The organism is Pseudomonas sp. BF-RE-22 (assembly GCF_019956155.1).
In the GTDB taxonomy this organism is placed as follows: domain Bacteria; phylum Pseudomonadota; class Gammaproteobacteria; order Pseudomonadales; family Pseudomonadaceae; genus Aquipseudomonas; species Aquipseudomonas migulae.
Map to the genome: position 1 here is coordinate 1 of NZ_JAHBDD010000052.1, position 12,300 is coordinate 12,300.

Genomic DNA, 12,300 nt, shown 5'->3' on the forward strand with positions numbered 1-12,300 from the left:
GGCTTGCTGGCGATGGGGCCCTGACGGTTGATGCGAAGCTCCAGGCCGCCATCGCCAGCAAGCCGGCTCCTACAGAGGGGATGTGGGTCAGTCCATCAGGCCCCATTCGCCGGGTTGTGCGTTGGGTCCCGGTGATGCGTCGGCATGCAGCTTGAGCCGCAGGCGCAAATTGTTCAGCGAGTCCGCATGCTTCAAGGCCTCTTCTTCGCCGATAGCGCCTTCGATCACCAATGCGTACAGCGCGCAATCGAACGTCTGCATACCCTGTTCGGTCGACTTTTCCATGATCCCTTTGAGCTCGTCGAATTCATTGCGCCGTATCAGGTCGCCTACGGTCGGCGTGCCCAGCATCACTTCTACCGCCGCCCTGCGTTGACCGTCACGAGTGCGCACCAGACGCTGGGAAACGAACGCTTTAAGGTTGTTGCCCAGGTCATGCAGCAGTTGCATCCGCCGTTCTTGCGGGAAGAAATTGATAATGCGATCCAGCGCCTGATGGGCGTTGTGAGCATGCAAGGTGGAAATCACCATATGCCCCGTGTCGGCAAACGCCAGCGCATGCTCCATGGTCTCGCGGTCGCGGATCTCACCGATCAGCACCACATCGGGTGCCTGGCGCAGGGTGTTTTTCAGCGCGGTATGAAAACTGCGGGTATCGACGCCGACCTCGCGCTGATTGATGATCGATTTTTTGTGCCGGTGGATGTACTCGATAGGGTCTTCGATGGTGACGATATGCCCGCTGCTATGGCGATTGCGGTAATCGATCAACGCTGCCAGCGAGGTCGACTTGCCTGAGTCGGTGGCGCCGACGAACAGCATCAGCCCTTGTTTGAGCATCACCGTTTCCAGCAGCACGGGTGGCAACTTGAGGTCTTCGTAACGCGGAATGTCGAGCTTGATGTTGCGCACCACGATCGACACATCGTTGCGTTGCTTGAAAATATTGACCCGAAAGCGCCCGACACCCGCCAACGAGATCGCCAGGTTCATCTCCAGTTCCCGATCGAACTCCAGTCGCTGTTCGGCGTCCATGATGGACGCGGCAATCGCGGCGATTTCCCCCGGTTTGAACGGCTGCTCGGCCAAGGGTTTGAGTACACCGTCAAACCGGGCGCAGGGTGGCGCACCGGTGGACAGGTACAAATCGGAACCCTCCTGGCTGGACAGGGTCTTTAACAGCGCATCGATTTCCATGGCAAAAAACACCCGCGAAGCATTCAATGAACAGAAATGACCCGAAAAATCGGTCATTCAGCGTCTACCGCCCTAGGATAGTAGACGCCGTCACCCCGACCGACGTGCAGGACACCTTGATGAACGCAGTACCCACCGGCAGCGATGCCCAGGCCTTGATTGCCAGACTGGACTGGACGTGCACCCCGCTCGGCGCCGCCAGTGACTGGCCGCAGAGCCTGCGCACAGCGGTGGACATCGTGATTCACTCACCGATGCCGATGCTGTTGCTGTGGGGGCCGCAGCTTACGCAGATCTATAACGACGGCTTCGCGCTGCTGGCCGGCAGCAAGCATCCGCACGCTTTCGGACAACCGACGCACCAGATCTGGCCAGAACTCAAAGACTTTACCGACCCGATTTACAGCGCCGTCCTACAAGGCCAAGTGCGGACTTACAGCGAACAACGCTTCACCCTGCAACGCGACGGGAATGATTCCGACTTCTGGCTGGATTTGACCTACAGCCCGATCCGCGATGAACACGCCGACGTCGCCGGGATTCTGGTCACAGCCATTGAAACCAACGAACGCCGACGCATCGCCCTCGAACTGGAGCAGCGCTCGGCCGCCAGCCTGAAGGCTCAGCGCGAGACCGAGGAACGCCTGCAACTGGCGCTGGCCGCCACTGACGCCGTCGGCACCTGGGACTGGGACATCGGCGAAGACCGCTTCATTGCCGACGCGCACTTCGCCCAATTGCACGGCATCGACCCGCTACTCGCCAGTCAGTTGCCCATCAGCGACTATCTCGAAGCCGTGCATCCGGAAGACCGCTCGATGGTCACCCGCGGCATCAAGCAGTGCATCACCCAGGGCAGCGAATACGCCGAGGAATATCGCCTGCTGCAACCCGACGGCCAGTTGCGCTGGGTGTTTGCCCGGGGCCGTTGTTACAAGGACCACCATGGCCGGCCGATCCGTTTCCTCGGCGCCGCGCTGGACCTGACCGAACGAAAACACACCGAACAGGCCTTGCGTCAGAGTCAGACCGAGCTGCAACTGATCATCAACGCCATGCCGATCCTGATCAGTTACGTCGACAGCGAAGAACGCTTTCGCCTGAACAACGCGGCGTACCTCGACTGGTACGGGCTGACGCCCCAAGAGCTTTACGGTCGGACCATTCGTGAGGTGCTGGGTGAAGAAGCCTACGCCTTGCGAGCCGAATACATCGCCGAAGCACTGGCGGGCAGGACCTGCTGTTTCAGCATCAGCACGCCACATCGTGATGGCAGCACCCGACAAGCCTTGATGAATTACCTGCCCCGCCACGGGCCGGATGGCGCGGTGAACGGTTTCTACATTTTCGTGATCGACGAAACCGAGCGCAAACAGACCGAAGAAGCCTTGCGCAACCTCAACGAAACCCTTGAGGAACGTGTCGCCGCCCGTACCCAGCAATTGGCCGAAGCGAACCAGCGCCTGCAAAACGAAATGTTCGAACGCGAGCGTGCCGAAGATGCCCTGCGCCATGCGCAAAAAATGGAAGCGGTCGGCCAGCTCACCGGCGGTATTGCCCATGACTTCAACAACATGCTCACCGGGATCATCGGCAGCCTCGACCTGATGCAGCGCTACATCGCCGATGGGCGTACCGCCGAGATCGGCCGTTTCACCGAAGCGGCGGTGTCGTCAGCCAACCGCGCAGCCGCCCTGACCCATCGCCTGCTCGCCTTCTCCCGGCGCCAATCGCTGGACCGCAAGCCGCTGAACGCCAACGAACTGATTCATTCTCTGGAAGACTTGCTCAGCCGCACCAAGGGCGACCACATCGAGCTGAAACTGCAACTGGCCGATGAAGCCTGGCCAGTCAGCACCGACGTCAGCCAACTGGAAAACGCCCTGCTCAACCTGGTCATCAATGCGCGGGATGCCATGCCCGATGGCGGCGAGTTGCGTATCGAAACCGCCAATGTCTATCTGGACAGCAGTGACATCAACATTCTGGAACCCGTCAAGGCCGGGGATTACCTGATGATCGCCGTCAGTGACAACGGCACCGGCATGACCCCGAAAGTGTTGGCCAAGGCGTTCGATCCATTTTTCACCACCAAACCTATCGGCCAGGGCACGGGGCTGGGTTTGTCGATGATCTACGGTTTTGCCCAGCAGTCGGGCGGCCACGTGAGCCTGTTCAGCCTGCCGGGCCAGGGCACCAGCGTGCGCCTGTTCTTGCCGCGCTTGCACGAGATGGAGCCGCAAGATGTGCTGACGCCGGTCATCGGCGAGGCCCCCTCGGCGATAGCCGGGGAAACCGTGGTGTTGGTGGAAGATGATCCGGCGGTGCGCATGCTGGTGTTCGATCTGCTCAAGGAGCTGGGTTATCACGCCCATGAGGCCGAAGATGCGAAGACCGCCCTGCCCCTGCTCGAATCGGGTCTGCGGGTCGATCTGCTGGTGACCGATGTCGGGCTGCCAGGCATGAACGGTCGGCAATTGGCAGAAATCGCCCGTCAGCACCGTCCGGACCTCAAAGTGCTGTTCATGACCGGTTACGCGGAAATGGCCGCCGAGCGTCAGAGCTTCCTTGAGGAAGGCATGGACATGGTGGCCAAACCGTTTTCGGTTGACCTGCTGGCCAACAAGATTCGCACGATGATCGGCCAACCCGAGTGAGTTGAGGCATAATCGCGCGCCCCGATCCACCCACATAGCCACTACCGTTGCAAGGTACTCGCCCCATGAAAGCTCAAGCCCGCCACATTCTGGTGAAAACCTCGGAAGAAGCCGAGCAGCTCAAACAACGCATCGCCAAGGGCGAAGCCTTCGATGTGCTGGCCAAGAAGTATTCCACCTGCCCGTCCGGCAAGCGCGGCGGTGATCTCGGTGAAGTACGGCCTGGGCAGATGGTCGGTGTGATTGATGCGGTGATTTTCAAGAAGCCGTTGCGGGTGGTGCATGGCCCGATCAAGAGCAAGTTTGGCTATCACCTGGTGCAGGTGTTTTATCGGGATTAAGTGGTTGCCTTGAGGACCCCATCGTCGGAACGCCGCCCGGAGCCGGCTCACCCCCACATTGGATTTGCGGCGTACACAGATCCATTGTGGGAGCGAGCCTGCTCGCGATCCGACTGCGCAGCAGCCGGCCATTCACCACCTACCGCGGAATCAACGCCCCCGGCACCTGAATCACCCGACTCGCCAACCGATGCCCCGCCTCCGCCGCTTCGACCGGGCTCCCCCCCTTGAGCCGACTGGCCAGGTACGCCGCACTGAACGAATCCCCCGCCGCCGTGGTGTCCACCACGCGTTCGACCTTCTGCGCCGGCACTTCGAACGACTCGCCCTCACAGCGAATCAGGCACGCTTCGGCACCACGCTTGAGCACCACTTCTGGCGTCCCCACCTGCTCGTAAGCGGCGAACACCGCCTCGCAATCGGAAAAATGAAACAGCGCCTGTTCGTCGTCGACAGTCAGCAACGCCAGATCGACATACGGCAACACGCTGCGATACGCCGCCCGAGCGTCCTCGATCGACGCCCACAAACGTGGCCGGTAGTTGTTGTCGAACACAATCCGCGCATCCCGCTGCCGTGCTTCGATCAGGGTTTCCAGCAATTTCTCCCGACCTTGCACACCGAGCACCGCCAGGGTGATGCCGCTGAAATACAGCACGTCGTAATCCGGCAGCGCCGCGAGGATCGGCGCGGCGGCTGGCGTGGTAAAGCAATCGCGGACGGCGGCTTCGTTGCGCCAGTAGAGAAAACGCCGCTCACCCGCGGCGTCGGTCTGGATGCAGTACAAACCGGGCAAGCGACCGGGCAGGCGCTGGACCATGTCCAGGCCGATGTTTTCGGCGGCCCAGCTTTGGCACATGGCATCGCTGAAGCTGTCATCGCCCAGGGCGGTGACGTAATCAACGCTGCCGCATTCGCCCAGTTCCCGGGACAGGTAGACCGCCGTGTTCAAGGTATCGCCGCCGAAGCTCTGTTGCAGACTGCCGTCGGCGCGGTGTTGCAACTCGATCATGCATTCGCCGATCAGGGCGATGCGCGGGATGTTGGGGCCGAGTGTGTTGATGGTGTTCATTGTTGTGGTGTCTCTGGTGGTTCGGTGGTGTCTGAGAGGACGCCTTCGCGGGCAAGCCTCGCTCCTACAGGTTTTGTGTCATTCGCAAATGATGATTACGGCACAAATCCTGTAGGAGCGAGGCTTGCCCGCGAAGGCCGCGCCTCGGTCTGGAACCTTAAAAACAGGTTTCCATGGTTTCGATGACATTCAACTGCTCATCCACCAGACACCCCGTGCGCCACTTGTCGAACGTCAGGCACGGGTGCGAAGTGCCGAACGAAATGATATCGCCCACCCGCAGCTCAATCCCCGGCGCCACGGTCATGAACGCGTGCTGATCCATCACCGCCGTCACCTTGCAGGCACTGACGTCGTCGCCCGTTGCCGGCACCACACCAGCCTTGTAACGCAGCAACGGCACCGGCAGCCCGGCGTCGTAGGCCACGTCGCGTTTGCCCAGGGCGATCACCGCAAAACCCGGTTCCGGCAACGATTGCACATGCGCCCAGACTTCCAGCGCCGGGCGCAGGCCTTCGTGCAGATCGCTGCGACGGTCGAGCACGCAGCATTGCGCTTCTTTATAGATGCCATGGTCGTGGGCCACGTAGCTGCCAGGGCGCAAAACGCTGAGGAAACGTCCGCCAGCGTTCTGCGCTTCGAAGGACTCGGCGATCAGGTCGTACCAGGCCGAACCCGACGCGGTGATGATCGGCTTGGCAATGGCAAACGCGCCGCTGTCCTGCAACTGCACCGCCAGCCGCACCAGCGACGCGGCGAATGCACGAATGCCGGTGACCGCATGATCACCGTGAATCACGCCTTCATAACCTTCGATACCGGTCAGTGCCAACGCGGGTTGTGCGCTGATGGCCTTGGCCAGCGCGATCACTTCCTCCTCGGTCCGGCAACCGCAACGGCCACCCACCACGCCGTACTCGATCATCACGTTCAGGCGCACACCGCGCGAGGCGAAATACGCGCCGAGGTCAGCGACGTTGTCCGGGTGATCGACCATGCAATGGAAATCGAACGTCGGGTCCGCCAGCAAATCGGCGATCAGCGCCATGTTCGGCGTCCCCACCAGTTGGTTGGCCATCAGCACCCGACGTACACCATGCGCGTACGCCGCGCGGGTTTGCGTGGCGCTGGCCAGGGTAATGCCCCAGGCGCCGGCGTCCAGTTGGCGGCGAAACAAGGCCGGGGTCATGCTGGTTTTGCCGTGAGGCGCGAGTTCGGCGCCGCTGTTGCTGACAAACGCCTGCATCCAGCGAATGTTGTGTTCCAGCGCCTCGCGATGCAGCACCAGCGCCGGCAGGCTGACGTCACGCACCAGATGGGCACCGGTCTGGGCAAAGCCCTTTTCCACGGCAGCAGTATTTTGGGCAGAAGACATGGTCGAACTCCTCACATTTTCGCGGCCGCGAACAGCCGCTGTTATTCGTTAATGCGACGGGCCAGGCGGTTGGCGTTGTCGATCAACACCCGGCGATAGTCGTTGTAATGCGTCTTGGCATCGGCCCGAGGGGCAACGATGCACAGGGTCGCAATGGCCACGCCGTTCGGGTCTTTGACCGGGGCGGCGAAGCAATGGGTAAAGGTGTCGGCGACACTGTCGAAGGAGAAAAAACCGTCGATGCCGGCCTGACGGATTTCGCCGAGAAACTGCTCCAGCGGCAGGCGTTCACCGTTAGGCAGGATGAAGTCGTCGTGATCGATCAGGTCGATGATTTCCTGGTCGCTCAGGTGCGCCAGCAACAGGCGCCCGGACGCGGTCCATGGGATCGGCGCGTTCTCGCCGATGTCCGAGGAAATGCGGAAATGCCGCTCACCCTCTTTCATCAATGCCACCGTGTATTTGCGCCCGTTGAGCAGGCACATCTGCGCAGTTTCATGGGTCTGGCTGACGATCTCCTGCAAGGCGTGATCGGCCTCGCGGGTCAGGTCGAAATGACGCAAATGCGCCTGCCCGAGGAAGTACAGCTGACGGCCGAGGTAGACGTGACCGTCCTTGCCCACGGGCTCCAGAATCCGCCGTTCGAGCAAGGACGCCACCAGTTCGTAGACCGTGGATTTCGGGCTGCCGATGCCACTGGCAATTTCATTCGGACGCAGGGGCTGGCCGATCTCCTTGAGGAAATCGAGGATATCGAACGCCCGGTCCAGACCGCGAGCCCGGCGCTTGATGGTGTCTTCGGTCATGTCAGTGTTTCCCAATCAAAGTGCCGGGAGTTTACCCAGAGTGCCGTGTCGACCGTTAGGCCGCCTTCGCGGGCAAGCCTCGCTCCTACAGACGATGAACTCCTGTAGGAGCGAGGCTTGCCCGCGAAGAATTCACCGCAAATCTCAGGCCTTTTTCTTGTACGCGATGCAGTCGATCTCGACTTTGCAATCGACCATCATGTTCGCCTGCACGCAGGCCCGGGCCGGTGCGTGTTCGGGTTTGAAGTACTCGGAGAAGACCTTGTTGAAACTGGTGAAATCCCGCGGATCCTCCAGCCACACCCCGGCGCGCACCACATCTTCGAGGCCATAACCGGCCTCTTCGAGAATCGCGATCAGGTTCTTCATGGTCTGGTGAGTCTGCTCGACGATGCCGCCAACAATGATCTCGCCATCCAACGCCGGCACCTGGCCAGAAACGTGCAGCCAGCCGTCGGCTTCAACGGCGCGGGCGAAAGGACGAGGCGTACCGCCAGCGGCGCTGCTGCCGGTGCCGTAACGAGTAATGCTCATGAGTGTTTCTCCTGATTGAAAAGCTAAAAGTTAAAACCGCGTGTTTTTGAGGAACTCAGCCAGACGCGGTGATTGCGGGCGTTCGAACAGCTCCTTGGGAGGCCCCTGCTCTTCGATACGCCCCTGATTCATGAATACGATCTTGTCCGAGACCTCGAAAGCGAAGCGCATTTCGTGGGTCACCAACAGCATGGTCATGCCATCCTCGGCCAGGCCCTTGATCACGCTCAGCACTTCGCCCACCAGTTCCGGGTCGAGGGCCGAGGTGACTTCGTCGAACAGCATCAGGCTCGGGTTCATTGCAATCGCCCGGGCAATCGCCACGCGCTGCTGCTGACCGCCCGACAACTGCCCCGGATAGTGATCGCGGCGCTCCAGCAAACCGACCCGCTCGAGCCATTTTTCGGCGAGCGCGACAGCCTCGTCCTTGTGCAGCTTTTTGACCTTGAGCAAACCCAAGGTGACGTTCTGCAGCGCGGTCAGGTGCGGGAACAGGTTGAACTGCTGGAACGCCATGCCGGTCATGGCGCGATGGCGGGCGATGACTTTTTCCGGGTGGCGTATGCGCTTGCCGTTGACCTCGTCATAGCCGATGGATTCGCCATCGAGCATGATCTGTCCGCCCTGGAATTCTTCGAGCATGTTCACGCAACGCAGCAGCGTGGTCTTGCCCGAGCCGCTGGAGCCGATCAGCGTGACCACGTTGCCGCGCTGCATGGTCAGGTCGACGCCCTTGAGCACTTCGAGCTGGCCATATTTTTTGTGCAGCCCGCGAATGTCCAGCAGGGGCTGCTCATTTGGAACGTTCGAAACTTGAGGTTGAGTCATGGCAAGGCCACCCGCTTTTCAATGTGCCGGCCGAGTAATTCGATGGCGTAGTTGATGACGAAAAACAGAAATCCGGCGAACAGGTAAAACTCCAGCGTCATGAAGGTCCGGGCGATGATCTGCTGGGTGCTGAGCAGCAACTCGGCCACGCCGATCACCGACAGCAGCGTCGAGGCCTTGACGATCTCGGTTGACGAATTGACCCAGGTCGGCAGGATCTGCCGTAGCGCCTGCGGCAACAGCACGTAACCGAGGGCTTGATAAAACGTCAGGCCAATCGCCTTGCTCGCTTCCATCTGCCCGCTCGGCAACGCTTGCAGCGCGCCGCGCACAATCTCGGCGACGTGGGAACCGCAGAACAGCGTCAACCCCAAGGCTCCGGCCTGGAATGCACTGATCTGCCAGCCCAATGCGGGCGCCATGTAGAAGCAAGCGAGTACCAACACAAACACCGGTGTGCCGCGAATAATGTCCACGTAAAAACGGAACGGCGCACGCATCCAGAACTTGCCGTAAGTCAGCACCAGACCGGCGACAATGCCGACCATCGTGCCCAGCAAAATCGCCAGCGCCGAGACCTGCACACTGGTCAGGAAGCCTTGCCACAACACTTCGCGGGCAACCCATAACTCATGCAACCAACTGGGTGATTCGTACATGAGGGCCTCCTATCGGCGGATCGCCAGACGCTGCTCGAGGTAACGCAGCATCATGGCAATGAGGTAACAGGCCGCAACATAGAGCGCTGTGGTCACCAGCCAGGTTTCAATCACCCGGTAGCTCTCGACATTGATCTTGCGCGCGTAATAGGTCAGCTCGGGCACGGCAATCGCCGCCGCCAGCGAGGTGTCCTTGAACAGCGAAATGAAGTTGTTCGACAAGGCCGGCAGCACGTTGCGCAACATCACCGGCACAGTGACGTAGGCCTTGACCTGCCACTCGCCCAGGCCGATGGCCAACCCGGCTTCGCGCTGGCCCTTGGGAATGCTCAACAACCCGCCCCGGAACACTTCGGTCAGGTACGCCCCGGCATACAGCGACAGGGTGATGATGAACGACGGGATCTTGTCCAGACGGATCCCCAGGCTCGGCAACGCGAAGTAGATCAACAGAATCAACACCAGAATCGGCGTATTACGGATCACCGTCACATACACCGACGCCATCACCCGCAATGCGCGGTGCTTTGAGAGCAAAGCAAACGCCATCATCAGGCCGATCACGCAACCGATGGCGATCGACACCAGCGCCAGCTCCAGGCCCAGGCCGAGCCCCGCCAGCAAGGTGTCGAAATCGCGCCACACGGCGGCAAAGTTCAACTGATAGTTCATGGTCAGCAGTACCTTGAACGGGGCGCGTTATGGGCGCCCCACTCTCACGGGGTCATTTGAATTCGACGGGAAAACCGATGGCCGGGGTAGGCAGATCCACACCGAACCACTGTTTGAAGGACGCCGCATACGTCGGGAATTCAACGCCGGTCATGGCTTCATGCAACGTGGTGTTGACGAAGTTCAGCCAGTCCTGATCGCCGCGTTTAACTGCGCACGCGTACGTTTGCGGGCTCCAGGCGTAGGTCGGGCTGCGATAGCGACCGGGGTTCTGCACCATCAGGTACTTGACCGAAGACTGGTCGGTGGCAGCGGCGTCGGCACGGCCGGAGTTCACGGCCTGGTACATCAAATCCACGCTGTCGTACTGATCGACCTTGGCTTTGGGCAGCGCCTGGTGCACCAGTTCTTCGGCGTAAACGTTCTGCAGCACCGCCACGGTCACGCTGTCATTGGCCGCCTTGAGGTCTTCGATTTCCTTGTACTTGCTGTTGGCCGGCAACAGCAGGCCGACACCTTCGCGGTAGTACGGCAGCGTGAACGCCACTTGCTGCGCACGGCTGGCGGTCACGGTAATGAACTGGCAACTCATGTCGACCTTGTCGGTCAGCAGGTTGGGAATCCGCGCATCGGACGACTGCACCACGAACTCGACCTTGCTCGGATCGTTGAACAACCCTTTGGCGACCATTCGCGCGATATCGATATCGAACCCCTGCAACTTGCCGTCCGCGCCCTGGAAATGCCACGGCGCATTGGTACTGCCCGTGCCCACGATCAGTTTCCCACGGGCCAGCACGCTATCGAGTTTGCTGTCCGCCGCCTGGGCAACGCCCATGGCAGCAGCCGAAGCTGCAAAAAGAAAAACACACGCTTTAAACAAGGAAGGTCGGCGATGCATGGCAAGCACTCCAGGATGATGTGTATTCCGCTATACCGGAACCGAGTATGTAACAACGGAATAGACAGCAGAAAGTGTGCCACAGGTTGTGGGGCCATTTCTCGGAAAATTACAAATCGAGTGAAATCAACGGGATGCGCTGCAACAGGAAAAAACGGTAGCGCTCGTGCAAACGACTGGGCGCTACCGTTCGCCACAACGGGCGGGTAAAAGCATCTCAACTGGGCGAAGGCTGACCCGATCGGGTGCGCCGCCTTGCCTGCGCCCGGCTCACACCTACATCTCAACCCGGAACAAACCGCTTAACCCCCCTTTGTTATAGAGCAAGCCATCGAGCAGTTCGATTGCATACCCGGCCCTGGACTCCTTGCCGATGAGTGTCCGCAGCACGGCCGGATCCACTCGAAAGCTCAGAAAACCATCCGCGGTCGTGCGAATCTGCTGCCACGCCAACAGGTACTCGATGCCTGGGCCACAAGGTGGAGGAACGTCAGGACCGCACGGGATGCCGCCAGTCGTGGAGTAAATCCTCAGCCCCAGAAACATTCCTCGGTGCAGACCGCGAATCGGGGGAATACGGAAAGTGGCGCCATTCGGAACATCTGCAAGTTTGAGGACGCCGTCCCGCGCCTCGACAATCTCGACATCCGGCAGGTGATCGATGTCCAGTTCGCCAGTGGCCACCACGAAGGAGAAGGCGTGGGAGCTCGATTGCGTGCCATCCGGGTGGCTGACGGTATAACTGACGTCAACTGTGCCCCCCGAGTGCATTAACACGGCGGCGTCGGGAATAGCGACCTGTTGCAATCCAGAGGAAACAACGGGATGAGGTTCGGCCTCATATTTCCCTTTATCGCTAAACCACGTGATGTACACGCAATCGCCTGGCGCCAGCACAGGATCAGAGATATGCGTGGTCACCCTGCCGGGGCGGTAGTCGACCAGTACCGGAAGAAACACTCGCACGACTTCGTACGCGGAAAACCACACCGTCGGTGCCGTGAGTAAAGAGAGGGAGTATCGTGATTGCCTATCGAAAAAACCGCTGTCCACTGCTGTCGAGATCATGCCGGCCACCCTTCCATATCCAGAGATGAATTCATCAAACTGGCTGAAAAACTGTCGGCACGGCCTGGAATCCAACAATCAACCGAGTGCAATCAAGCCCCCGGGGCGACACCCTTGTCTACTGTCAATACTGACAGGAGGCGATGTCTGCGTACGGGCATCCTCGCTGGCACTGAGCGGCGAGGCCCTG

General features: G+C 60.3%; 12 protein-coding genes. 2 read left to right on the forward strand and 10 right to left on the reverse strand.

Annotated features, from left to right (window positions below; translation table 11 throughout):
- Positions 1-87 precede the first annotated feature (87 nt).
- Positions 88-1,197 carry a PilT/PilU family type 4a pilus ATPase gene (locus KGA82_RS22300; RefSeq protein WP_223452565.1) on the reverse strand — a complete coding sequence of 370 codons (1,110 nt, stop codon included), beginning with the start codon at positions 1,195-1,197 and terminating at the stop codon, positions 88-90.
- Positions 1,198-1,316: 119 nt separating this feature from the next.
- Here KGA82_RS22300 and KGA82_RS22305 point away from each other — a divergent pair, with 119 nt between their 5' ends.
- Entirely contained in the window at positions 1,317-3,854 is a 2,538-nt protein-coding gene (locus tag KGA82_RS22305; protein WP_223452555.1) for a PAS domain-containing protein, read from the forward strand.
- 65 nt (positions 3,855-3,919) lie between these two features.
- On the forward strand, positions 3,920-4,195 hold the full coding sequence (locus KGA82_RS22310) for a peptidylprolyl isomerase (RefSeq protein ID WP_007898282.1): 276 nt from the start codon (positions 3,920-3,922) through the stop codon (positions 4,193-4,195).
- Between the two features lie 139 nt (positions 4,196-4,334).
- Here KGA82_RS22310 and KGA82_RS22315 read toward each other — a convergent pair whose 3' ends face one another.
- The 9 genes from KGA82_RS22315 to KGA82_RS22355 all read right to left on the reverse strand — a co-directional run bounded on the left by KGA82_RS22315 (position 4,335) and on the right by KGA82_RS22355 (position 12,110).
- A complete protein-coding gene (locus KGA82_RS22315) occupies positions 4,335-5,267 on the reverse strand; it encodes a sugar kinase (protein WP_223452556.1) in 933 nt (310 codons plus the stop codon).
- 157 nt (positions 5,268-5,424) lie between these two features.
- Entirely contained in the window at positions 5,425-6,642 is a 1,218-nt protein-coding gene (locus KGA82_RS22320) for an amino acid deaminase (RefSeq protein ID WP_223452557.1), read from the reverse strand.
- A 41-nt stretch (positions 6,643-6,683) separates the two neighbouring features.
- Positions 6,684-7,448, reverse strand: coding sequence for an IclR family transcriptional regulator (locus KGA82_RS22325; RefSeq protein ID WP_008033782.1), 765 nt, complete (start codon positions 7,446-7,448; stop codon positions 6,684-6,686).
- A gap of 144 nt (positions 7,449-7,592) precedes the next feature.
- Positions 7,593-7,982 carry a RidA family protein gene (locus KGA82_RS22330; RefSeq protein ID WP_008033044.1) on the reverse strand — a complete coding sequence of 130 codons (390 nt, stop codon included), beginning with the start codon at positions 7,980-7,982 and terminating at the stop codon, positions 7,593-7,595.
- A gap of 30 nt (positions 7,983-8,012) precedes the next feature.
- Positions 8,013-8,810: an amino acid ABC transporter ATP-binding protein gene (locus KGA82_RS22335; RefSeq protein WP_008033043.1), complete on the reverse strand. Its 798-nt coding sequence runs from the start codon at positions 8,808-8,810 to the stop codon at positions 8,013-8,015.
- Positions 8,807-9,469: an amino acid ABC transporter permease gene (locus KGA82_RS22340; RefSeq protein WP_008033040.1), complete on the reverse strand. Its 663-nt coding sequence runs from the start codon at positions 9,467-9,469 to the stop codon at positions 8,807-8,809. The genes KGA82_RS22335 and KGA82_RS22340 overlap by 4 nt, the downstream gene beginning before the upstream one ends.
- Before the next feature lie 9 nt (positions 9,470-9,478).
- The gene (locus tag KGA82_RS22345) at positions 9,479-10,141 is read right to left on the reverse strand and encodes an amino acid ABC transporter permease (RefSeq protein ID WP_008033038.1); all 663 of its coding nucleotides are present in this window, start codon (positions 10,139-10,141) and stop codon (positions 9,479-9,481) included.
- Between the two features lie 52 nt (positions 10,142-10,193).
- A complete protein-coding gene (locus KGA82_RS22350; protein ID WP_008033036.1) occupies positions 10,194-11,042 on the reverse strand; it encodes a transporter substrate-binding domain-containing protein in 849 nt (282 codons plus the stop codon).
- A gap of 276 nt (positions 11,043-11,318) precedes the next feature.
- On the reverse strand, positions 11,319-12,110 hold the full coding sequence (locus KGA82_RS22355; protein ID WP_223452558.1) for a hypothetical protein: 792 nt from the start codon (positions 12,108-12,110) through the stop codon (positions 11,319-11,321).
- Between the last annotated feature and the right edge of the window lie 190 nt (positions 12,111-12,300).